The 23,901-nt window shown below is 63.5% G+C and carries 17 protein-coding genes and 3 pseudogenes; 10 read left to right on the top strand and 10 right to left on the bottom strand.

Annotation, left to right across the window (positions count from 1 at the left end):
* Positions 1-222 precede the first annotated feature (222 nt).
* Both EN859_RS31305 and EN859_RS31300 read right to left on the bottom strand, forming a co-directional pair.
* On the bottom strand, positions 223-1,572 hold the full coding sequence (locus tag EN859_RS31305; protein ID WP_127856468.1) for an EAL domain-containing protein: 1,350 nt from the start codon (positions 1,570-1,572) through the stop codon (positions 223-225).
* 100 nt (positions 1,573-1,672) lie between these two features.
* Entirely contained in the window at positions 1,673-3,472 is a 1,800-nt protein-coding gene (locus EN859_RS31300; protein WP_127856467.1) for a GtrA family protein, read from the bottom strand.
* 131 nt (positions 3,473-3,603) lie between these two features.
* Between EN859_RS31300 and EN859_RS31295 the strand changes: the two genes are divergently transcribed.
* The 8 genes and pseudogenes from EN859_RS31295 to EN859_RS31260 form a co-directional block, all read left to right on the top strand.
* Entirely contained in the window at positions 3,604-4,614 is a 1,011-nt protein-coding gene (locus tag EN859_RS31295; RefSeq protein WP_127856466.1) for a glycosyltransferase, read from the top strand.
* Positions 4,615-4,622: 8 nt separating this feature from the next.
* Positions 4,623-4,997 carry a GtrA family protein gene (locus tag EN859_RS31290; RefSeq protein WP_127856465.1) on the top strand — a complete coding sequence of 125 codons (375 nt, stop codon included), beginning with the start codon at positions 4,623-4,625 and terminating at the stop codon, positions 4,995-4,997.
* Positions 4,998-5,100: 103 nt separating this feature from the next.
* The gene (gene gshB, locus EN859_RS31285) at positions 5,101-6,042 is read left to right on the top strand and encodes a glutathione synthase (RefSeq protein WP_127856464.1); all 942 of its coding nucleotides are present in this window, start codon (positions 5,101-5,103) and stop codon (positions 6,040-6,042) included.
* A 156-nt stretch (positions 6,043-6,198) separates the two neighbouring features.
* Positions 6,199-6,837, top strand: a pseudogene (locus tag EN859_RS31280) (magnesium chelatase domain-containing protein); the annotation flags it as partial.
* 342 nt (positions 6,838-7,179) lie between these two features.
* Complete coding sequence (locus tag EN859_RS31275; protein WP_127856463.1) at positions 7,180-8,934, top strand: adenylate/guanylate cyclase domain-containing protein; 1,755 nt, start codon at positions 7,180-7,182, stop codon at positions 8,932-8,934.
* A gap of 368 nt (positions 8,935-9,302) precedes the next feature.
* Entirely contained in the window at positions 9,303-11,054 is a 1,752-nt protein-coding gene (locus tag EN859_RS31270; RefSeq protein ID WP_127856462.1) for an adenylate/guanylate cyclase domain-containing protein, read from the top strand.
* 49 nt (positions 11,055-11,103) lie between these two features.
* Positions 11,104-11,631 carry a cytochrome c gene (locus EN859_RS31265; RefSeq protein WP_127856461.1) on the top strand — a complete coding sequence of 176 codons (528 nt, stop codon included), beginning with the start codon at positions 11,104-11,106 and terminating at the stop codon, positions 11,629-11,631.
* A gap of 268 nt (positions 11,632-11,899) precedes the next feature.
* Positions 11,900-12,549 (top strand): annotated as a pseudogene (locus tag EN859_RS31260) (ATP-binding protein); the annotation flags it as partial.
* A 234-nt stretch (positions 12,550-12,783) separates the two neighbouring features.
* On the opposite strand, the gene EN859_RS31255 reads toward EN859_RS31260, so the two are convergent.
* The 8 genes from EN859_RS31255 to lepA form a co-directional block, all read right to left on the bottom strand.
* Positions 12,784-14,958 carry a malate synthase G gene (locus tag EN859_RS31255; protein WP_127856460.1) on the bottom strand — a complete coding sequence of 725 codons (2,175 nt, stop codon included), beginning with the start codon at positions 14,956-14,958 and terminating at the stop codon, positions 12,784-12,786.
* Between the two features lie 365 nt (positions 14,959-15,323).
* Positions 15,324-17,366: a hydantoinase/oxoprolinase family protein gene (locus EN859_RS31250; RefSeq protein WP_127856459.1), complete on the bottom strand. Its 2,043-nt coding sequence runs from the start codon at positions 17,364-17,366 to the stop codon at positions 15,324-15,326.
* An 85-nt stretch (positions 17,367-17,451) separates the two neighbouring features.
* A complete protein-coding gene (locus EN859_RS31245) occupies positions 17,452-17,754 on the bottom strand; it encodes a cupredoxin family copper-binding protein (RefSeq protein ID WP_127856458.1) in 303 nt (100 codons plus the stop codon).
* Positions 17,755-17,901: 147 nt separating this feature from the next.
* Positions 17,902-18,528, bottom strand: a complete 627-nt coding sequence (locus EN859_RS31240; RefSeq protein WP_127856457.1) for a CDGSH iron-sulfur domain-containing protein — start codon at positions 18,526-18,528, stop codon at positions 17,902-17,904.
* A gap of 113 nt (positions 18,529-18,641) precedes the next feature.
* Positions 18,642-19,013, bottom strand: a complete 372-nt coding sequence (locus EN859_RS31235; RefSeq protein WP_127856456.1) for a hypothetical protein — start codon at positions 19,011-19,013, stop codon at positions 18,642-18,644.
* A 247-nt stretch (positions 19,014-19,260) separates the two neighbouring features.
* Positions 19,261-19,608 (bottom strand): hypothetical protein, encoded by a 348-nt coding sequence (locus tag EN859_RS31230; RefSeq protein WP_127856455.1) that lies wholly within the window; start codon positions 19,606-19,608, stop codon positions 19,261-19,263.
* 31 nt (positions 19,609-19,639) lie between these two features.
* The gene (locus EN859_RS31225) at positions 19,640-20,149 is read right to left on the bottom strand and encodes a hypothetical protein (RefSeq protein WP_127856454.1); all 510 of its coding nucleotides are present in this window, start codon (positions 20,147-20,149) and stop codon (positions 19,640-19,642) included.
* Between the two features lie 281 nt (positions 20,150-20,430).
* A complete protein-coding gene (lepA, locus tag EN859_RS31220; RefSeq protein WP_127856453.1) occupies positions 20,431-22,236 on the bottom strand; it encodes a translation elongation factor 4 in 1,806 nt (601 codons plus the stop codon).
* 324 nt (positions 22,237-22,560) lie between these two features.
* On the opposite strand from lepA, the gene EN859_RS31215 reads away from it, so the two are divergent.
* On the top strand, positions 22,561-23,622 hold the full coding sequence (locus tag EN859_RS31215) for a TadE/TadG family type IV pilus assembly protein (protein ID WP_127856452.1): 1,062 nt from the start codon (positions 22,561-22,563) through the stop codon (positions 23,620-23,622).
* A gap of 152 nt (positions 23,623-23,774) precedes the next feature.
* Positions 23,775-23,901 (top strand): annotated as a pseudogene (locus tag EN859_RS39785) (IS630 family transposase); the annotation flags it as partial.

Here is a 23,901-nt window from a genome sequence, read left to right as displayed (position 1 = left end):
AACCGCGACGCCGCTCTATCTTTTTGTTTGAGCATCGGATTTTCCCAAAACCGGTTCCCACTTTTGGGTTCGATGCTCTAGCCTGGTCGGCGCGCATCCTATCCAGCCAAGTCGGAGGAGCAAGGCCGAAAAGCAGATTCTCGGGGCTTATGTCAGACAAAAACGGCGCCGGCCCGGCGGACGTGCAGACAGGCTTCAATCGGGAGATTGCAAAGCAGCCGCTTAAAGCGCCTTGGCGTGCACGGCGCCGCGGTGTGAATCGCGGAGGTAGCCGAGCGTGGCGTCGGCATCGACCGGCTTGCCGAACAGATAGCCCTGCCCGCCGGCGCAGCCGAACTGGACGAGGCGGTCGGCTTGTGCCTCCTCCTCGATGCCTTCGGCGACTACTTCCATGCCGAGCCCTTCGCACATGGCGAGAATGGCCCGGATGATGTGCTCGGACGGACGGTCGTCGAGGATGGAGGAGACGAAGGCGCGATCGATCTTGAGCTTGTCGAAGTGGAATTCGCGCAAGCGCCCGAGCGACGACTGGCCGGTGCCGAAGTCGTCGAGCGAGACACGGATGCCGACGCGGCGCAAATCCTCGACGATCTGCGCTGCCGAGGCCGGATCGTTCATTAGGCCGGTTTCGGTAATTTCGATCTCCAGCCGGCGCGGATCGAAACCGGTGCGGTCGAGGATCGCCAAAATGTGCAGGCCGGTGTTCTGGTCGACGAGCTGCGACGGCGACAGGTTGAAGGACAGGAACAGATCCTTCGGCCAGCTTCTGGCAGCCTCGGTGGCCTTGCGCAAAACCAGCTGCGACAGCGGGCCAATGATGCCGCGCTCTTCGGCGATGGGGATGAAGACCGTTGGCGGGACCGAGCCGAGGTCGCGATCGGTCCATCGCGCCAGCGTCTCGAAGCCGATGGTGCGGCGCGTGTTGAGATCGACGATGGGCTGGAAATGCGGCTCCACCTCGCCGGCCGAGACGGCGCGGCGCAGCGCCTGTTCGATGCGGGTGACGCGCTTGGCCGCTTCCTCCATTTCGCGGGTATAGACGACCACCCGGCCGCGGCCCGAACGCTTGGCATGGTAGAGTGCCGTCTCTGCCTTGTTGAGCAGGATCTCGGTGGTCTCATCGCCCGAATAGAACAGCGAGCAGCCGACCGAGGCCGAAAGCCTGGCGGTGCGTTCGCCGACATCGTAGGGCGCCGAAAGGATCTCGATCAGCATGCGCGACTTCTCGGCCGCGGCCTCCTCACTGAACACCATGGGATAGAGAAAGGCGAACTCGTCGGCGCCGATGCGGCAGACGATGGAATAACTGTCCATCGACGCCCGCAGCCGCATCGCCACCTGGATCAGGATATCGTCGCCGGCCTTATGCCCGAACAGGTCGTTGATCGGCTTGAAGCCGTCGAGGTCGAGGATGCCGACGGTGAACGGCGCCGGATCCTCGGAACGATCGCTGATCAGGCGGTCGACCTTGTCGAAGAAGCGGCGGTGGTTGCCAAGTCCGGTCAACGGATCCGTGAAGGCCAGATCCGTCCTTTCCCTGCCTGCCTGCCCGGTGCCAAACGTCGTTTGCATCGGTGTCCCTGTTCTGATGTCGGAATTTATCCTGAGACTGGCAGCAAACCCTTTAGGAAAAGTATTCGCAAAGCCGATTTTTCACAGGCGAGCAATCAATTCAGCCATCAAACCGGACGCGATACAGTTCGACGGGATTCTCCCGAGTTTCGGCGATCGGTTCGAGCCATTCCGGCACATCACCGCGCGTCAACCCGGCAAGAAAGCCTTGCGGCGCCTTGGCGACGAGAAGCTTGCTTTCGGCGCTGCCGCGGCACAGCGCCACCAAGCCGGCATGATGCGTTGCAAGGATTGCCTTGGCATCGGCGGCCGATCCGAGGAAGGCATCGAGCGCAAGCAGGTCGCCCGCCGTGTTGCGATGATAAGGTCCGGCAAAGACGCGATGTCCGGAATACGCCAGGATCGGCGATCCGAGGTTGGAAATCGCCAGCACGGTGGTGTCCGGCAGCTGGGCAAGCTGGGCAAAGGAGGCCTTGCGCTGACAGGATGTATCGGCATCGCTGTCGTTGGGCGCCACCTTGTTGGCTTCGAAGACCGTCGAAGTCGCTGCCGCGGCGCCGGTCCAGACGACGTTCACCGACACCAGCCAGACCGCGGCCATGCGCAATGACACGCTGCGTGAGGGACTGGCCTGGGCCCGCTCACGCCATTTTGCAATCCAGGCTGAAAGCGGAATCACCGCCAAGGCGATCGAGAATGTCGAGCCGCGCACCTGCCAGGCGCTGACGATGAATGCCACCATGAGCAGCATGCCGACAAGGCTGTCCTGCCGGCGCCAGGGTCCGCGCCGAAGACGAAGCGCCATCAGGATGATTGCCACCAGCGGCGTGACATAGCGTGCCACCACCGAGGCCGGATCTTCCGCGATGAGCTGCAGCAACGACTGCGCCTCGTCGATGTGATCGAGCCACAGTTCCTTCAGACGAGGGTCAAGGTTCGCGTAAGGGGACGCCAGGCATTGCGGGAACAGCAACATCACGACAGCACCCAGCGCCAGGGCAAGGACAGCAAGCGACACCAGGCGCCGAAGCTGTGTGCGGCCGGCTGCCTCGACCGAGGCTATTGCCGCAAGGCCGATGCCGGCGAGCGCCGCCACGACGAACTGCACGGTCGAAAATGTGTCACACTGCGCCTGGCCCCACGCCGATATCGGGATGGTGGTGACGAAGGCAGCTGCCGAAACACCGGCAAAGCCGAGGCCGAAATTCCTGGCGATCAGCCTTTCGCCGCTGGTATCGACGACAAACAGCAACGCGACGCAGGCACCGATGGCGGCGACATAGGGGGCGGTCTCCATGCCGACGGCCAGCGTCAGCGCGGCGCACAAGCCTGCAAACAATGCCGCCGGACGGCGTAGGGGCGCTTCGAGCAGCAAGCTCAGGCTGGCCATCGTCAACGCGATCTGGACGTTGTGATGATCGAGCGCGCCGGGCGAAAAGATGCCGATGAAATGCAGCGCCGTCGCACTGACGACGACAGCAGGCAGCACGGCGCCCTCACCGGCGAAGCTGCGCGCCGCGCGGACGGTGAAGAACACGGTCAGGCAGAAGAACAGCGCCGGCCAGAGCACTTGCGCGACGCTCTCGGCAACGGCCATGCTGCCGGTCAGGGCCGACACGACGAGGATGATGGCGGCGATCGGCGCATCGACCAGCCGCGACCAGTGCATGACGAAGCCGCCTTCCGGCCCCATCCTGTACTGGTGCAGATCGAACCAGCCCTGGCCGGCCAGCATGTCGCGAACCTCGACCAGGCGCAGCAGGCTGTCATTGTCGCCGCCGGCATTGGTCAACCCCGGAAAGCCGGCGCAGACATTGATGGCAAACGCCGCCAGCGTGGCGAGCAGCGCCAGCACGACATCGAACCTCCAGGTTGAAGCGCCATCCTTGGCTGTGCTCATCTTCATGACCTTTGGAGGAATGCGAGGCGGCTTAAACCTAGCCTTAACAGCTTCAATAAATAGTAAAGCCGCCTGAGCGAGCTTGCGTGCAGCGCGGCCATGTGGCCAGGCCAGGGCATCCGGAGACGAAAATGCCGCAAGAAGTTCGCTACGAGCCTGTCATTGCCGTGCTCCTGCCCTGCTACAATGAGGAGCCGACGATCGCCGAGGTGGTGCGGCGTTTCCGCGAGACGCTGCCTTCGGCCACGATCTATGTCTACGACAACAATTCCAGGGACCTGACCGCGCTGAAGGCGCGCGCCGCCGGCGCTACTGTCATCCGCGAGACACGCCAGGGCAAAGGAAATGTGGTGCGCCGCATGTTTGCCGACATCGAAGCCGACATCTACCTGATGGCCGACGGCGACGGCACCTATGCGCCGGAGGATGCACCGCAGCTGATCAATACGCTGCTGACGGAACGCTCCGACATGGTGGTCGGAACCAGGCGCGGCGTCACCGACGATGCCGGCAGGTCAGGCCATGCCTTCGGCAACCGTGTCTTCAACAGCCTCTACAAGCGGTTGTTCGGTTCCGACTTCACCGACATCTTCTCCGGTTACCGCGCATTCACCCGGCGCTTCGTCAAAAGCTTTCCCGCCGTTTCAGGCGGGTTCGAGATCGAGACCGAAATGTCGGTGCACGCCTCGCAGCTCAAATTGCCGGTCAGCGAGATCGGGCTCGACTATGGCCGCCGGCCGGAAGGCTCGTCGTCGAAGCTGTCGACCTATCGCGACGGCGCCAAGATCCTGTGGATGTTCGCCATGCTGATGAAGGAGACGCAGCCGCTGCGCTTCTTCGGCGCCTTTTCGGCATTCTTCCTGGCATCGAGCCTGTTTCTGATGACGCCGGTTCTGATCGAATTTGCCGAAACCGGGCTTGTTCCGCGCATCCCGACCTGGGTGCTGTCGGTCGGCCTGCTGTTGCTGTCGATGCTGGCGGCGGTGACGGGGCTGATCCTCGATTCCGTATCGCGCGGCCGGGCCGAGCAGAAGCGCATCTTCTATCTGTCGATGCCTTCGGGCCGCATCGAACGGCGCGAGCGCGCAAGCGGGCACGGCGCCTTGAAGCCCGAACCAGGCAAGACCCCACGGGCGGCCTAGGCTCTGTTGTGAAGCGCCTCGTCCGCTTCATCTTTGCCGGCGGCGTCGGTTTCGTCGCCGACGCAGTGGTGCTTTGGCTGCTGCTGGCCATCACCCCGCTTGGACCCTTCGCCGCCCGCACGATCTCGATCGGCTTTGCGCTGTCCGTCACCTGGTTGATCAACCGTCATCTGACCTTCTCGCCGTCGAGCCGCGGCATCGCACAGGAAGGCGTGCGCTACGGCGGCGTCGGCATCGCCACCAGCATCGTCAACTACCTCGTCTACTGCGCCATCCTCCTTGCCCTGCCGACGATGCCACCGCTCGCGGCGCTAGCCGTCGCCTCGTTGGTCGCCATGGCGCTTTCCTTCCTCGGTTATTCGCGGCTGGTCTTCGACCGCTAAAGCGCTGCATCAAGCGAAGCGTAGCCCTGCAGCGAACTCTACCGATTGGCAGAAGGCGCCGAGTTCCATATATCGCTGTGGTCGATCGCGCCGGAGAGCCGCCATGAAATTGAAAATCGCCGTCCAGATGGACCACATTTCCGCCGTCTCGATCGCCGGCGACACGTCTTTCGCGTTGTCGCTGGAAGCACAGCGGCGCGGCCACCAACTGTTCCACTACACGCCCGACCGGCTGTCGATGCGCGGCGGCAAGGTGTTTGCCCGCATCGAGGAGATGCAGGTCCGCGATGTGAAGGGCAATCATTATTCGCTGGGCGAGGAGGTGCGCACCGATCTGTCGGAAATGGATGTCATCTTGCTCAGGCAGGATCCGCCCTTCGATATGAACTACATCACCTCCACGCATATCCTCGAACGCATCCATCCGAAGACGCTGGTGGTCAACGACCCGGCCTGGGTGCGCAACAGCCCGGAAAAGATCTTCGTCACCGAATTTCCCGACCTGATGCCGGAAACGCTGATCACCAAGGACCCGCTCGAGATTGCCGCCTTCCGCAAGGAGTTCGGCGACATCATCGTCAAGCCGCTCTACGGCAACGGCGGCGCCGGCATCTTCCACCTGCACGAGGCCGACCGCAACCTTGCCTCATTGCTCGAGATGTTCGGGCAGTTGTTCCGCGAGCCGTACATCGTGCAGCGCTATCTCAAGGAGGTGCGTGCTGGCGACAAGCGCATCATCCTGATCGACGGTGAGCCGGCCGGTGCCATCAACCGGGTGCCGGCTGAGCATGATTCGCGCTCCAACATGCATGTCGGCGGCCGCGCCGAAAAAACCGAGCTGAGCGCGCGCGAGCGCGAAATCTGCGCCCGCATCGGCCCGTCGCTGAAAGAGCGTGGGTTTATCCTGGTCGGCATCGACGTTATCGGCGACTACATGACCGAGATCAACGTCACCTCGCCGACCGGCATTCGCGAGGTGCAGCGGTTCGGCGGCGCCGACATCGCCAGCCTGTTCTGGGACGCCGTCGAAGACAAGAGGAAGTAGCCCTTCGCTTTCGGGGGCCGTTGCCGAAGGAACATTGCTGCGCGTAAATGTTCCTGTAATGTTCTTGCCTGAGCTGAAAATCTGTGGTTGTCTTGCCTGACGGCGCTCACGGCCTGAAGCAGGGGCTTTTGGCGAACCGGTATCGGGGGCAGCAAAATGGTAGCGCGGGTTCGCACGGTCGCTTTCCAGGGCATCGAGGCCGTACCGGTCGACGTGCAGGTGATGATCGCGCCGGGCAAGGTCAACATGCTATCGTCGGCCTGGCCGACAAGGCGGTGGCCGAAAGCCGCGAGCGGGTGCAGGCGGCACTGCATGCCTCCGGCCTGTCGATGCCGTCGAAGAAGGTGACGGTCAACCTCGCGCCTGCCGACCTGCCTAAGGAAGGCAGCCATTACGATTTGCCGATCGCGCTCGGCCTGATGGCGGCACTTGGCGCCATTCCGGGCGACATGCTGGCGAGCTACGTGGCTGGGCGAACTGTCGCTCGACGGCACCATCGCCGCGGTCGCTGGCGCGCTGCCGGCCGCGATCGGCGCCAATGCCGAAGGCAAGGGCCTGATCTGCCCCTTCGCCTGCGGGCCGGGGGCGGCCTGGGCCGGCAAGGATTTCGACATTCTGGCGCCGCGCAGCCTGATCGCCATCGCCAACCATTTCCGTGGCACGCAGGTGCTGGCACGGCCGGAAGCCGGCATCCATGCCTCGGCGCGCGACTTGCCCGACCTTGCCGACATCAAGGGCCAGGAGACCGCCAAGCGGGCGCTGGAAGTGGCGGCGGCCGGCGGCCACAATCTGCTGACGTTGTGCTACATTAATCCATGCAGGACATCGGCGCGTTTGCCCATCCATTGAACGGGCGAGCTTCTGGCCGGAACGGCAACTCTCGACCCTAAGCGGAAGCTCGTTCGGCCTCGGTCGAATTCACGCCGATGACCCTTTCGAGACCTTCCGAGGCCGATTTTCCTTCCCGGAACCAGACGTTAAGCGCAACCAGTACTGATGACCCTTCCGACATTCGGGCTCTCATGCAGCAAGGTACACAGACCCGAAAAGCCGTCTTTCAGGGGCGGCGGCAATGGCATCAACCTGCGACCTGCTGTAAGCTTGGAAAGCGGGTAACAATCCGCGAAGGATTGGCAGATGGAACGTCACCTCGCGGCCGTCCTGATTGCCGATGTCGTCGGCTATGGCCGTTTGAGCCAGACGGACAAGGAGGGTACGCGTGCGCTTTTCCGAACCGACCTGAATGAAGTATTCGAGCCAAGGATCGCCGCGCACCATGGTCGGCTCGTGAAAACCATGGGAGATGGGATACTGGTCGAGTTCCACAGTGTGGTCGACGCCCTACGCTGCGCGGTCGAAATCCAGCAACAGAAGGCGGAGGTGAACGTTCTCACGCAGCCAGAACGGCGGCTTGATTTCCGCATCGGCATCAATCTGGGCGATGTCATCGTTGAGGGTGACGACATCCACGGCGATGCGGTGAACATCGCCGATCGGCTGCAAGTGCTGGCGGAACCTGGAGGAATCGCGATTTCCGCCACCGCCTGCGACCATGTGAAGGGAAAGTTGCCGATCGGCTTTGCCTCACTCGGCGAGCAGAAAATGAAAAGTATCGCCGAACCGGTTCGCGTGTACCGTGTCTTGATCGACCCCGCTACTGCGAAGATCGTCGGTGCCAAACCGGGCCTTTCTGCCGGCGATGACAGCAAGCCGCCGGTAATTGCGGTTCTGCCGTTCGAAAACCTGAGCGCCGACGACGGCTGGACGCGACTGGTAGACGGCCTGTCGGCCGACATGATCGGCGATCTGGCGCGCTATCCCGACCTTGCGGTCATTTCGCGCCAGACCATGCAGTCCTATCGGGGACGGGCGAGCGACTCACGCTCGGTTGGACTGGAACAGAACGCCGATTATCTGCTGGAAGGTACCCTCCAGGCGATCGGCCAGCGTGTCCGCGTCGCGGTGCAGCTGGTCGACGCCCTGACCGGAGCCAACCTCTGGTCCGCGCGGTTCGAGGAGTCGATCGACGATTTTTTTGTCATGCAGGACAGCGTCACACAGAACGTCATCAATGCCCTGGCAGGCACTTTCGGCAAGCTCGCCAATCTCGGGCGTGAGGTGGCTCGGCGGAAGCCTCCCTCGAGCCTGGGTGCTTATGACTGCTATCTACTCGGGGCGGAACTGCACGACAGATTCACGACCGATGCGAGGGCAGAAGCCATACGCATGCTGTCCCGCGCCGTGGAACTCGACCCCGGCTTCGCGCGGGCCTGGATGACGTTGGGATTGGCACATACGGTCGATGCCTTCAATGCCTTCACGCCAGATTCAGCCGCTTCGGTCGGGCGCTGGCGAGAATGCGTGGAAAAGGCTCTGGCGCTCGACCCTACCGATCCGATGACGCGCCTTTACATGGGCGCTCTTCGCGCCTTTGACGGTGATATCAGCGGGGCCGCAGAGGAATACGACCGGGCGCTGGCCCTGGCACCCAATGACGCCGATGTGCTGTCGATGCTTGCCTCAAGCCGGGCTCTCGTGTGTGGAAATCCGGAAGAAGGCTGTGCTCTTGCCGAACGGGCGCTTCGCCTCAATCCGCAGGCTCCGAGTTGGTACTACGCGCAGCTCGCCCGGGCCCGTTTCGTGGCCGGTCGATATGCCGACAGTCTATCGTCGCTGCGCAAGAGTCCGCCGGACAGTCCCGTCACTCTGATGTTCCGCGTCCTGTGCAACGCGCTGCTCGAAGAGCCGGCGCAGGCGCAGTCGATCGCCAGGCGGATTGCCGTCGAGTTTCCAAGGTTCACCGTCGAGAACTTCATTCGAACCTATCCCGTCTCCAATCCGCCGGCCCTCGTTGCGATCAAGGAAGGCGCTCGTCGCGCGGGTATGGTGTAGAGCCGAAAACTGCGGCTAGCTTGGTCAAAATCTGAGGAGGATCCGGAAAACGCTCCTTGGGTATCAATGCCGCTTGGTAAGCCGGGACGCCCGCTTCGGGCGCAGGCTGAAGCCCTGCTTCGTGACGCTAACCGGGCGTTGGCGTGACCTCTGCTAAGCTTCCGCTCCTGGCGCAATCGAGGCAACCGCGCGCATCAGCCGTTCAGTATGCCGAGGAGCGTCAAAGGAGCGGATCGGGTGGGATTCGAACCTTCGGCTGCAATGCGCCGACGGGCGCATTGTGCGACATTCGGAAATTCCAGGCCCAACACCGTCATGGATTGTTGGGCAGGAATCCTCTACTCTCTCTGACGGGAGGAAATCGGGGCATGGAACGCCGCCTCGCCGCCATTATGGACGCTGACGTGGTCGGCTATTCGCGTCTGATTCGGTCCGATGAGGATGGCACGCTCGCGGCGCTCAAATCTGTGCTTACTGACCTCATTGGGCCGAAAATCGCGGAACATCATGGGCGCGTCGTCAAATTCATGGGTGATGGGGTGTTGGCAGAGTTCGCGAGCGTCGTGGAGGCGGTGCGGGCCGCCGCCGAGATGCAGCAGGCGCTAGCTGAACGCAATGAAGTCTTACCGAAAGGGCAACGTATCGCGTTCCGCGTCGGCGTCAATTTGGGCGACGTGGTCATCGATGGCGACGACATCCACGGAGACGGTGTCAACGTGGCGGCCCGGCTGGAGGGATTGGCCGAACCGGGCGGAGTTTGCGTATCGGCGGCAGTCTATGACCAGGTGCGCGATCGCATCGAGTTGCCGTTCGAGGACTTGGGGGAACAGCGGGTCAAGAATATCGACCGCCCGGTGCGCGTCTGGCGCTGGGTTCGTGACACCGTTGCGTCGTTGCCCAAGGTTGATCAGACGAATATGCCGCTCCCGGAAAGACCATCGATCGTGGTCCTTCCCTTCAACAACATGAGCCGCGATGCCGAGCAGGAGTACTTCAGTGACGGCATCACTGAGGATGTCATCACGGACCTCAGCAAGGCATCTGGTCTGTTCGTCATCGCGCGCAACTCGGCTTTCGTCTACAAGGACAAGACATTCAGTGTCCCCCACGTGTGCCGCGAACTCGGCGTCAAGTTCGCTCTCGAAGGCAGTATTCGAAAGGTCGGAAACCGGGTTCGCGTCACCGCCCAGCTGATCGACGGCTCGAGCGGCGGACATCTCTGGGCCGAGCGCTACGACCGCGAGCTCACCGACATTTTCGCGGTGCAGGACGATATCACGCAACAGATTGTCACCGCTTTGAAGGTGACGCTGAGCGAAGCGGAAAAATCGCGCATCGTAGATGGCGGCACGAACGACGTGAACGCCCATGATCTCTTCTTGAGAGGGCGCGAACTGATCCGCGGGGTTAAAAAAGATCGCGAGATGTTCGATCAGGCAACCGCATGCTTCCGGCGGGCGATCGAGCTCGATCCGAACTATGCCGCGCCATATGCGGGCTTGGGCATGGCGTATGTCCTGGATCACCAGAACCGCTGGAGCGAGACGCCCGAGACATCCCTCGACCAAGCCGAGCGCTTCTCTAGCTGGGCGATCGCCAGGGACGACCAGGACCCTTACGCCCATCTCGTGGCTTCCCTCGTTGCTATGTTCAGGATGGATTATCAGCGCTGGGCCGATGAGGCCGATCGGGCCTTATCGCTTAACCCGAACTTCGCTCCCGCCCTCAACGCCCGCGGCGTGGTGCACATCTATACGGGGCAGCCGGAAATGGCGGTCCCCTACATTGAACGGGCCATGCGCCTCGATCCTGCCGTGCAGCAGCAGTACGTGCATTTCCTGGGCACGGCGTATTTCGTAGCTGGCGATTACGAGACCGCGGTAGCTCTGTTCAGGGATCGGATCGCGATCAATCCGACCACGGATTTGTCACGCGCATTCCTCGCCTCAGCGTTGGGCCATCTGGGCAAATTGGACGAGGCCGGCGAAGTTTGGCGCGAACTCAAGGAAATCAATCCGAGGTACTCGCCTGTCGAACATATTGGCCGTTTGCCGTTCAGGGATTCCTCGGATGCCGAGAAGTTCACCGTTGGCCTTCGCAAAGCGGGTCTGGTGCAGTGATCACGCCACAAAGCCTGCCCGCGTTCCGATAATGAAAAGGGAGGAGTCGATGTTTCGGACACAAGTTCGTCTTGCATTCTTGACCGCGTCGGTCGTTGCGTTCGCATCGGTCTCGGCCAAGGCCGACGGCGCACAGATTAAGCGCGGCGAATACCTCGTCACGATCGGCGGGTGCAATGACTGCCACACGCCGGGTTATTTCTTCGGCAAGCCCGACATGTCGCGCTTTCTTGGTGGCTCGGATGTTGGCTTCGAGATTCCGGGTCTCGGTGTCTTTGTCGGCCGCAACATCACGCCGGACAAGAAGACCGGCATCGGTAGCTGGACCCCGGAGCAGATCGTCACCACGATTCAGACCGGCGAGCGGCCGGACGGCCGTATCCTTGCGCCGATCATGCCTTGGCACGCCTTTGCGCATCTCACCGCAGACGACGCCATGGCGATCGCGGCATTCCTTCAAAGTGTGAAGTCGGTCGATAACGAGGTTCCCGAGCCGTTCAAACCCGGGGAAAAAGTGTCGAGCTTCATGTTCCGGATCATGCCGCCGGGCGAAACCGCAGCCGCCGCGCCGAAATAGGCAGGTCCGACCAGGACGAGATTGAGCACCGCGATTATTCTTCCGGGAAGCGGCGGCAATGTCAGCAAACGGCGCACGTGGTCGGTTGGCGCGTTGAGTTTGACCGGATCAAACGAACTTCCGCTTCGGGTCCGCATCAGGTCGTAGCGCGAACGACCGCAATGGAGAAGCGCCATGAATGTCAGCAAATGGCGCGACGGCGCTGTTCCGGGAGACGGGAGCGAAGGGTAAAGTTCCACCCATTGAAGCCCTTTAGAATTCTCTAATGTCCGGCGGGCTGTACTCGCTGATGGTCGGGCCGCCAGGGTCCGGAAAGAGTCGATGCTGGCGCAGCGGCTGCCGTCGATCCTGCCGCCGCTGGCGCCCAAGGAATTGCTGGAAGTCTCGATGATCGCTTCCGTGGCCGGCGAGCTCGGCGAAGGCAAGCTGACCGACCGGCGGCCGTTCCGCGCCCCGCACCATTCGGCGTCGATGGCGGCAATGGTCGGTGGCGGCATGCGGGCGCGGCCGGGCGAAGTGTCGCTCGCCCATCACGGCGTGCTGTTCCTCGATGAATTCCCGGAATTCACACCGCAGACGCTCGATGCGCTGCGCCAGCCGCTGGAGACCGGCGACTGCATGATTGCGCGTGCCAACCATCGCGTCACCTATCCGGCACGCATCCAGCTGATTGCGGCGATGAACCCGTGCCGCTGCGGCATGGCCGGGGAGCCGGGCTATCGCTGCCTGCGCGGAGAACGCTGCCGCACCGACTACCAGGCGCGCATTTCCGGTCCGCTGCTCGACCGTATCGACCTCAGGATCGAGGTGCCGGCGGTCTCGGCCGGCGACCTGATCCGGCCGGACCGGTCGGAGAAGAGTGCGGCCGTGGCGCTGCGCGTGGCGCGGGCGCGGACGATCCAGCGCGAGCGTTTCGAACGGCTCGGCGTCACCAGCGCCACCACCAACGCGCATTGGCCGCATCCATCTGGCCGAAGCGATTTCCTATCGCATGAGCTCGGAGCGGGTGGCGCAGGCGGCGTAGAGGCTCTGGCCCGCGCCAGGCAGACGTGAAGAGGGACAGTGGGTCAAAGTTACCGATCTCCCCCCTTGTTGTTGGGAGATCGAACTCCCCTGCGGGCGCCCGCCTGTGGTCGACCAGTGCGCCGACGCTTATCCCGCCCGTTCCCGCGCCTTCAGTTCCAGCCGCCGCGCGTGCAGCACCGGCTCGGTGTAGCCATTGGGCTGATTGCTGCCCTTGAACACTAGATCGCAGGCGGCGAGGAAGGCTATGGAGTTGTCGAAGTCGGGCGCCATCGGCCGGTAGAGCGGATCGCCTTCGTTCTGGCGGTCGACGACGCCGGCCATGCGCTTCATCGTGTCCATCACCTGCTCGCGGGTGCAGACCCCATGATGCAGCCAGTTGGCGATATGCTGCGAGGAGATGCGCAGCGTGGCGCGGTCCTCCATCAGCGCGACATCGTTGATGTCTGGCACCTTCGAGCAGCCGACGCCCTGGTCGATCCAGCGCACCACATAGCCCAGGATGCCTTGCGCGTTGTTGTCGAGTTCCTTCTGGATATCGGCCTGCGACCAGTTCGGCCGCCTTGCGACCGGTACCGACAGGATGTCGTCGAGCTTCGCCTTGGGCCGGCTCTTCAGCGCCCGCTGCACGGCTTGCACATCGACCTTGTGGTAATGCGTGGCGTGCAGAGTCGCCGCCGTCGGCGACGGCACCCAGGCGGTGTTGGCGCCGGCTTTGGGATGGGCGATCTTCTCGTCGAGCATCGCTGCCATCAGGTCGGGCATCGCCCACATGCCCTTGCCGATCTGGGCGTGGCCGGCCAGCCCGCATTCCAGCCCGGTGTCGACGTTCCAGGCTTCGTAGGCGGAGATCCAGGCGGCCTGCTTCATGTCGCCCTTGCGGATCATCGGGCCGGCTTCCATCGAGGTGTGGATCTCGTCGCCGGTGCGGTCGAGGAAACCGGTGTTGATGAAGACGACGCGCTCTTTCGCAGCGCGGATCGCCTCCTTGAGGTTGACGGTGGTGCGCCGCTCCTCGTCCATGATGCCCATCTTGATGGTGTTTTTCGCCATGCCGAGCAGCGCTTCGACACGGCCGAAGATCTCGACAGCGAAGGCGACTTCCTCCGGCCCGTGCATCTTGGGCTTGACCACATAGACCGAACCGGCGCGGGAGTTCATCCGGCGGCCGTTCGGCCCGACATCGTGCAGCGCGATCAGCGCCGTCATCGCCGCATCCATGATGCCTTCCGGCACCTCGTTGCCGTCGCGGTCTGTTATCGCCGGATTGGTCATCAGGTGGCCGACATTCCTGACCAGCATCAGCGAGCGGCCGGGCAGCGTCAGCGTGCCGCCGCCGCGAGACGTGTAGCTGCGATCCGGATTGAGCTTGCGGGTAAAGGTCTTGCCGCCCTTGGTGATCTCCTCGGCAAGGTCGCCTTTCATCAGGCCGAGCCAGTTGCGGTAGACGACGACCTTGTCCTCGGCATCGACCGCCGCAACCGAATCCTCGCAGTCCTGGATGGTGGTCAGCGCCGATTCCAGTATGACGTCGGCGATGCCGGCGGGATCGGTGCTGCCGATCGGGTTGTTGTGGTCGATTGATATCTCGATGTGCAGCCCGTTCTTCACCAGCAGCACCGCTTCGGGATCGGCGGCGTCGCCGCGATAGCCGGCAAACTGTTTGGGATCGGCGAGCGTGGTGGCGCCGCCGCCCTCGCCCAGCCGCAGCATGCCGTTTGCAAACGAAAACCCGTTCACCCCCGCCCATTTGCCTGTCGTCAGCGGCACCGACTCGTCGAGAAAGTTCTTGGCCCAGGCAATCACCCTGGCGCCGCGCACGGGGTTGTATCCTCCGCCCCTTTCGGCGCCGCCGGTCTCCGGAATGGCATCGGTGCCGTAGAGCGCATCGTAGAGCGAACCCCAGCGCGCATTGGCGGCGTTCAGCGCGTAGCGCGCATTCATCACCGGCACCACCAGCTGCGGCCCGGCCACCACCGAAATCTCCGGGTCGACATTTTCCGTGGTCACGCTGAAGGCAGGCCCTTCCGGGACGAGATAGCCGATCTCCTTGAGGAAATTCTTGTAGGCATCCATGTCGACGGGCGCGCCATTGTCGCGATACCAGCGGTCGAGCTTCTCTTGCATGGCGCCGCGCTTTTCGAGCAGCGCCAGGTTCTTCGGCGCCAATTCGTCGACGATGGCCGAAAGACGGTCCCAAAATGCATCTGCCGCAACGCCGGTGCCCGGCAGCGCCTCATCAGCGATGAAATCATGAAGCTCGCGGGCAATCTGCAATCCGGCGATCTCGACGCGATCGGTCATCAGGGTATCTCCAGATGAAGGGCTTTCGGCCGGGCTTGCCGACACGGGCCTTTGGCATGCCAGGGTCGCAGGGTCAATTCAGCTTAAGATCTAGGTAGGGCAAATCGCTTCAGGTTTTAGGCTTGCGCAGAACTTCGGAGATTTGCGCCGCCCGGCCAAGCTGCCGATCTCCCCCTTGTGGGGGAGATGCCCGGAAGGGCAGAGGGGGGCGTGAAGGATCGCCAACCTCACTTTACCTGCGGCCAGGCGGGACCCAAGCCTGAGGGCGCGATTGCGACCTATCGAGAGATCGGCGGGACAGCGCCCCTCTGGCCTGCCGGCCATCTCCCCCACAAGGGGGGAGATCGCTCTCATAGTCGCCGTGCTCATACCGCAATCCGCGGCCTGCCGGACGCCACCGCCACCACATGCGCCTCGATGAACATGCGCTGGCCCTCGACGGTCGAGACGCGGAATTCGCTGGCGATCTCGATCTCGGCGTTGTCGGTGCCGGCGTCTTTCGCCCTGCCGGCGGCAATCGCCCGCACATCCTCTTTCGCCGCCGCGATCGCCGCCGCCTCGTCGAGAAAATCGCGCACGCTTTCGCCTGACGAGACACGAAACAACCCTTCCTTGGGCTGGCTGACCCGCGCCTCGGCCGAAACCCTGACCTGGCCGACGACGGCGCCGAGCGCGTTGGCGACATCGGTATCCTCCGGCACCACGCAGCCATTGCCAACGAGCGGCGGCAGGCCGGCATAGTGCAGTGGCGCCGAAGCGCCGAGGCCGATCACCGGACGGTCGAGCGCCACACTCAGCCGTGCAATACCGGGATGCGCATCGACGGCGCGCTGGACCAGCGCATGGGCAACGGTCGCCGCGCCATCGAGCCCATCCTCGGCAAAGGCGGTCTCGAGGATATATTCGGCGGACCAGCGCGTCAGCGTCACAAGCACGCGTTCCGAGATCGCCTCTGGTGTCGCGGCGATCGCCTGGCCGCGACCGTCGCGCTTGCGGGCGAACAGCTCGGCGCCGAGACGGGCCGCGGCGGCGTCCCAGTTCGCTTGCTTGCCCAGCACATGGGCGGCGTCCGACGGCGTGAAACCAGCGACATGCACCAGCCCGCGCGACACCAGTCGGTTCAAGGTGGCGTTCTGGGCATTCGAGGTCAAAAGCCTGTCGAGGGCGAGCGGCGTCGCCCCGATCGTCTCATAAAGCCGCGCTTCGGCGCCGGTCAGGCCGGCGGCGAGCCGCTCCGGCACGCCGGTGCGGACCGCCAGGCGGCCATCCATGCGGCCGGGATTGGGCGCGCGCAGCTGGCGTTCGAGTTCTGACGTGACGGCTTCGCCATGCACCATGCCGGCCAGCGCCAGCGGCACCAGGCGGCGCGGTCCGAGCAGGATTTTCGGATTGAGAGCGCCGTCCTCCAGCGCCACTTCGGAATCGCCGCCGAGGCCGAAGGTGCGCATGGCGACGGCCTCGACCATGGTGCGGAAGCCGCCGACGGTGGCGCCTTCCGGGTCGAGCCGCGGCCGGCCATTGTCAAGCACGGCGACGTCGGTGGTAGTGCCGCCAATGTCGGAGACGACCGCATCGTCGAGGCCGGTCATGTGGCGGGCGCCGACAAGGCTGGCGGCCGGGCCGGACAGGATGGTCTCGATCGGCCGCTGGCGGGCGAAGGCGGCCGAAACAAGGGCGCCGTCGCCGCGCACCACCATTAGGGGTGCCACAATCTTGCGCGCCTGCAGAAAACCTTCGGTCGCCACCACCAGCCGGTCGATCATCGATATCAGCCTGGCGTTGAGCAGCGTGGTCAGCGCCCGGCGCGGGCCGCCGAGCCTGGCCGAAAGCTCGTGGCTGGCGGTGACCGGCAGGCCGGTCCTCTCGCGGATCAGGTCGCGGGCGGCGAGTTCGTGCGCTGGATTGCGGGTGGCGAAATAGGCGCAGACCGCAAAGCCGGACACCGAGGCGCCGAGTTCCGGCAGTGCGGCCTCCAGCCCGGACAGATCGAGCTTTGCCGCATTGCCGTGCACATCATGGCCGCCGGGGCAGAACACCACCGGATCGGTGCCGAGCGCTACCTTCAGCCCGTCGCGGGCGAGGTCGGCCGCGGAAAAGCCGATCATCACCAGCGCCACGCGGCCGCCCTGGCCCTCGACCAGCGCGTTGGTGGCGAGCGTCGTCGACATCGATACCAGCTTTATGTCAGCCGGGTCGGTGCCGGCCTTTTGCAGCACCGCATCGACCGCGCCCGATATGCCGACCGCGAGATCGTGGCGCGTGGTCAGCGCCTTGGCCTTGGCCAGCACCCTGCCCTTGTTGGGTCCCTCTTGCGGGCCGCCGGCCTCGGACCACAGCACGGCGTCGGTGTAGGTGCCGCCGGTGTCTATGCCGAGGAACAGCGGTAGTGATTTGGTCTTGGCGGTCATTTTCTGGCGGCGGTCCGGAGGCGAGGATTTTTTGCTTCCCCGCCCTTAGCCGATCAGCCGCCGAAAGGAAAACCGGCCAGCCGCGCTATTTCGCCGTGACAGTGCCCTTCATCGACGCGTGGATTGCGCATTTGAAGGCGTGAGCGCCAGCAGCTGATATCTTGACCTTGGCGCTCTTGCCCTTGGCGAGTTGGCCGGTGTCGAAGGAACCATCCAGCGCGGTGGCGGTGTGCGCCATGGGATCGGCATTGGTGAAGGTGACGGTGTCGCCGACGGCGACACGGATTTTCGCCGGGCTGAATTTCATGCCCTTGATCTGGACCGCATGGTTGGCGGCGAACGCGGGTATTGCGAAGACGAGCAAAGCAAGGGCAAGCATGGTGCGCATGATGGATTTCCTCCTGGGCGCGAGAACCCCTCATGCTACACCAACGCTGGCGCATCGTCATTCACGCCACGAGGCCCGCTTCGCTGGCGATATGTGACACCGGAAGTGCAGGAAGGCCCGTTTGCAGGTCAGCCGAATATCAACGCCTTAGCCGACGAACCCGACCTTCTTATGCGTGCCGTCGCAGAACGGCTTGTTGGCGGAATGGCCACAGCGGCAGAGGAAGGTGCGTTGCGTACGATCGACCGTGTGGCCGGTGCCGGTGACGATCTCGACATTGCCTTCGAGCTTGAGCGGGCCGTTCCTGGTCGGCGTGACATTGAGCGGACCATCCCGCGCCTCCAGCGCCGGCGTGTCCTTCAGCGGCGGCTCGCCGGTGGCGGTGAAGCCTGATTTGTTGTGGCTGCCGTCGCAGAACGGCTTGTTTTGCGAAGCGCCGCAGCGGCACAGCGTGGCGCGAAAAAACGTCTCGCTGTCGAGCACGATCTCGGCATGCAGCGCCAATGGGCCGTTTTCCCTGATGCGCACGGTGTTGACCACCGGCGGCTTTTCCTGCGGCCCGCCATCCTTTCTGACATAGGTGATGGCGCCCGAGGGGCAGCTTTCGGCGATCGCGACGATCTTTTCGACGCTGGCCGCCTCGGGGTGGATCCACTCGCCCTTGGCGTTGGGCACGAAGACATGCGGATCGCCGAGCACGCAGTTGCGCGAATGGATGCAGAGCCGGCCCGAAAAGCCGACGTCGATCTTGTCGCTTTCAACCATGCCTGCCATCGCTGTGCTCCTTCGCTGAAGGCGTCACGCTATGGCGGCGGCCCGGACGGCGTCAAGTTAGAAGGGCAGGCGCCTCCTCCTCCCTTTGTGGGAGAGGGCCCGGGCCGCCGGCGTTACGGAACCAGCTCAATCTCCTCGGTCTCGCCGCCGCTGCAGGTATAGCAGCAATCGTCGCATTTTTCCGTGTTGCCGGGGCCGACGCCCCAATAGGTTTCCTCGTCGCCATCGACCCAGGCGCCGTAGCAGATCGATTCGCCCTCGTCGCAGGAGAGCGGGATCTGCTTGGTCTCGCCGTCATCGAGGTAAAAATCCTTGCCGTCGCCCGGCCAGACATAGTCGCGATCCTGGCTGTAGAGCTCGAGGCGCATGGCGTTGGGATGACTATTCTTGACGGCGAAGGTGATATCGGCGGCGTGCGCCGCCGGCGCGAACAGCGCGGCAAGAGAAAGCGCAACGACGAAGCGGCGCGTGGAAGCGAAAGACATGAAAACCCCCTGGATAAGAATCAGCCCGCCCGGGCCGCGAGGATAGACATTTGCATGACAGGTGGAAGCGCGGAAGAGGGTTTGGGAAAATCTCCCGGCCTGATTTCGAAGCGCGCGGGGCGAGGCCCTCTGTGCTCTCCCTTGCGGGAAGATTGGCAGCCTGCGTTCCGCTCGCTCCTGAAACGTTCGAGATTGGCGAAGGCCGAGATGACGGCCAATCTCCCCCCTTGTGGGGGAGATTGGCCGCTCACTCCACCAGATCGATGGTCTCGGTGGTCTTCTCCACGCAGATGAAACAGCAGGTGTCGCAGGGCTGGTCATTGTCCGGCCCGACGCCGGCGGAGATCGCATCATTGCCGTTGACCCAGGCGCCGTAGCAGATGTTTTCGCCTTGATTGCAGGAGATCGGCACCGACTTCTGCGAGCCCGGCTCGATCAGGAAAACCTGGTCGCCGCCCGGCCAGACCGTCTCGCGATCATGGCTGAACAGCTCGACCGCCACCGCCTGCTGCCGCTGGTTCTTGACGAAGAACGCCATGTCGGCAGCGTGGGCTGACGTGGCGAGGAGAAGGCCGGCGAAAGCGAGGCGAATCATGGCGTCGATCCAAAATCGATGACTCGCATGATTAGCTGCCGACCGCCACATGCGGCGCGAACCGCCGGATCGCTGCAATCATGTCGGGGCCTGACGTGTCGAGCGAGGAGACCTCCATGTGGACGATGTTCTTGCCAAACGGCAGTATCAGGTTGAGCGTGTTGGCCGGCGCGTATCGGATGGCACCGGGCGGCGGCTTGGTCAGCTCGAAATTGAGCATCGCCGAGCCTTGGCCGGAAGTGAGGCGCACGCCGCGCACCTTCTCCCACGGCACCAGCACGTCGCCACCGCGCCGGTCGCGAAAGCCGCTGGCGTCGAGCACCACCTGGACGCTGGTGTCGAACGCGCCGCGGGCGAGAAACAGGCCAAGTCCCAGGCAGCCAAGCGCCAGCGCCGCCACAAGAAACAGCCGCCCGCCTGGAGCGCCACTGCCAAGACCCTTCAGCGCGAAGAAGCCGAAGATCACCGCGATCAGGAACGGCCCGATCGCCGGAAAGATTTTTCCGGTAGGGCTGTTGCGGATTTCGACGGGCGCGGGCATGCGCCGGAGTCAAGCGGAAAGGGAAGGAGGTGTCGAGAGGTGGTGGAAGTCGGCTACGACTCGGTTCGGTCAGGGAAGCTTCACCCGGCGCGCAGTTCGGAGCGTATCAAGGGCCTGCGGAATATGAGGTTGACTGCATAGTTGGGGGTATCGCTGAGCGTGACAGGGTCTCGCCGGTAGAGTCGATAAATCATGCCAGACGCCATTTCCCCCGGCTTTCGAAGCCTGCCATCGATTTACTGGATCGATGGCTTGGCGCGCTGCGCGCGCCAACCGGCTTCTCAGTCCCCCATCTTCAGCGCCTGGATGAACGCTTCCTGCGGGATATCCACCTTGCCGAACTGGCGCATGCGCTTCTTGCCCTCTTTCTGCTTGTCGAGCAGCTTGCGCTTGCGCGAGACGTCGCCGCCGTAGCACTTGGCGGTGACATCCTTGCGCAGCGCCGAGATCGTCTCGCGGGCGATGACCTTGCCGCCGATCGCCGCCTGGATCGGGATCTTGAACAGATGGTGCGGGATTAGCTCCTTCAGCTTCTCGCACATCTGCCGGCCGCGCTTTTCCGCCGCCGTGCGATGGACCAGCATCGACAGCGCGTCGACCGGCTCCTCGTTGACCAGGATCGACATCTTCACCAAATCGCCCTCGCGGTAGTCGGTGAGGTGATAGTCGAAGGAGGCGTAGCCCTTGGAGATCGACTTCAGCCGGTCGTAGAAGTCGAAGACGACCTCGTTGAGCGGCAGGTCGTAGATCAGCATGGCGCGCTTTCCTACGTAAGAAAGATCAGATTGGATGCCGCGCCGGTCCTGGCAGAGCTTTAGAATGCCGCCGAGATAGTCGTCGGGCGTCAGGATGGTGGCGCGGATCCACGGCTCTTCGATCGCGGCGATCTTGACCACGTCGGGCATGTCGGCGGGATTGTGCAGTTCCTTGACCGCGCCGTCGGTCAAAGCCAGGCGGTAGACGACTGAAGGTGCGGTGGCGATGAGGTCGAGGTTGAACTCGCGTTCCAGCCGCTCCTGGATGATTTCGAGATGCAGCAGGCCAAGGAAGCCGCAGCGATAGCCGAAGCCCAGCGCTGCGCTGGTCTCCATTTCATAGGAAAAGCTGGCGTCGTTGAGGCGCAACTTGCCGACCGCGGCGCGCAGATCCTCGAAATCGGCGGCGTCGACCGGGAACAGGCCGCAGAACACTACCGGCTGCGCCGGCTTGAAGCCGGGCAGTGCCTTTGCCGTCTGGCGGCGATCCTCAGTGATGGTGTCGCCGACGCGGGTATCGGCCACTTCCTTGATCGAGCCGGTGAAGAAGCCGAACTCGCCGGGGCCGAGCTCGTCGACATTGATGCGCGCCGGGGTGAAGACGCCGGTGCGCTCGACCAGATATTTTGCGCCGGTGCCCATCATGCGGATGGTCTGGCCCTTCTTCAAAACGCCGTCGATGATGCGGACCAGCACGATGACGCCGAGATAGGCGTCGTACCAGCTGTCGACCAGCATCGCCTTCAGCGGCGCCGAGGCATCGCCCTCGCGCGGCGGCGGCAGTTGATGGACGATTGCCTCCAGCACGTCGGGAATGCCAAGGCCGGTCTTGGCCGAGATCAGCACGGCGTTGGAGGCGTCGATGCCGATCACCTCCTCGACCTGCTCGCGGATGCGCTCGGGCTCGGCGGCCGGCAGGTCGACCTTGTTCAGCACCACGACGATCTCGTGGTTGTTGTCGATGGCCTGGTAGACATTGGCGAGCGTCTGCGCCTCGACGCCCTGCGAGGCATCGACGACCAGCAGCGAGCCCTCGCAGGCGGCGAGCGATCGCGACACTTCGTAGGCGAAGTCGACGTGGCCGGGGGTGTCGATCAGGTTGAGGATATAGTCCTCGCCATTGTTGGCGCGATACTTCAGCCGCACTGTCTGCGCCTTGATGGTGATGCCGCGCTCGCGCTCGATGTCCATCGAGTCCAGCACCTGCTCCTTCATGTCGCGCGCCTCCAGCCCGCCGGTCAGCTGGATCAGCCGGTCGGCAAGGGTGGATTTGCCATGGTCGATATGGGCGACGATGGAGAAATTGCGGATGTGGTCGAGCGGGGTGGCCATGATGGGGCGGCTTTAGCAGGGGCACGGTGCAGGGGCAAGCGTGGTGGGGAGGCGCGACCTTTCCTTCTCCCCTTGTGGTCGGATGAGGGGTGCTGGACAGAATGAGGCGTAGAGTTTCTTCCGACACCCCCCATCGCCTCGGCGCTGCGCGCCGATCCACCTTCTCACACAACAAGGGGAGAAGGGAAAGAGAGCTGGCCGCTGCCGGCACTGCCGCCGGCAGCGAACTTGCAAAGGTCCTTAAACATTAATCCATCGCTTTACGGCATAGTCCGGCCCCTGCGCGGCAGCCCAGCATGCTGCCGCGGTTTCGGGGGCTCCAAAATGTTCAGATCTGCAAGAAATTTTCTCCACTGCGAGAGCGGCTCGTTCGTGCCGATATTCGTCATTGCGATGATCCCGCTGATTGCCGCCGTCGGCTTTTCGGTCGACTACACGTCGGCCGTCAACACCAGGGGCAACATGCAGAACGCGCTGGACGCCGCGATCCTGTCGGTGACGACGCTGCCGACGGACACGGCATTTGCCGACCGCCAAACCAAGCTGCAGCAAACCTTCCTGGCTAATGGCGGGCAAGGCACGGCCAAGCTCGACGGCTTCGAAGTCGGCGCCGACGGCACCGCCCGCGTCACGGCGTCGGCAAGCTTTGCCATGCCGACCAACTTCATGCAGATCGCCAGGATCAATACGGTGCCGATCGGCGTCGCGTCGGCTGTGCGCAAGAGGCCGGCGCTCGTGCAGACCACGTTCAAGATCGACAAGGCGTCGGGATGGTGGGACGAGAAAATGACGCTCTACGGCACGGCGTTCGGCCAGACGACGCCGCAAAAGCTGATGGAAATCAGCTACGTCTACAACAATTATGGTGATCCGAAAGGCTACGGAACGACGACGGTTTCGACGATCAACGGGTCGACGGTCACCCAGGTCCAGCAGCAGGTATGCAAGACCGAAACCGTCAACAACTTCAACAATGTGGCCGCTGGGGCGATCACGCAGACCGGCGGCGGCAAGAAATACGTCACCACCTGCACCACCACACCGGCAAGCGCGGCCGGTGCGGTGGTCGATGTCAGCCTGATGGACACGCTCTATCTGCAGATGGATGTGCCCTCGGCCGCCACGGCCAAGCCGCCTCAGCCAACCCTGCTCAAGTCGAACGATCCGACTACATCTAACCGGCTCTATCTCGACGGTGTCGAGGTTGCGAACGGCAAAACGGTCGACATCTTCACCGCAGTGCCCTGCGGCCAGACGAGCATGCAGGCCTGGGAAGACGGCGGCTCGGCAACGCCGGCACCTGTCGCGAACGCCGACTTCTTCTACACCGTGACCGGCAAATGCAACTTCAGCCAGCGGGATTCGGAGATCGCGCTGTCGCGGTAGGGGGGCAGGCCAGAGGGGGGCGCTGTCCCGCGCCCTTGCCAAGATTTGGAAATCCCGCCGCATGCCTCCACCACTGTTGCTAGTGGATTGATCGGATCAAAAGAGTCCGATTTTGGGATTCCGTTTTGCGGTGTGGCGTGCGAGTTTGATGGATGCGCAATGGCATCTCCTTCACCATTTCGGCCAGCGACCGTCAGCGCTTGCAAGCGATCGTCGCGGCCCCTGGAAGCCCGCAGAAGCATGTCTGGCGGGCGCGTATTGTCCTTCTGAGCGGCGATG

It is taken from the genome of Mesorhizobium sp. M00.F.Ca.ET.216.01.1.1 (assembly GCF_004010325.2).
In the GTDB taxonomy this organism is placed as follows: Bacteria; Pseudomonadota; Alphaproteobacteria; order Rhizobiales; family Rhizobiaceae; genus Mesorhizobium.
This window is presented reverse-complemented; position numbering and strand designations above follow the sequence as displayed.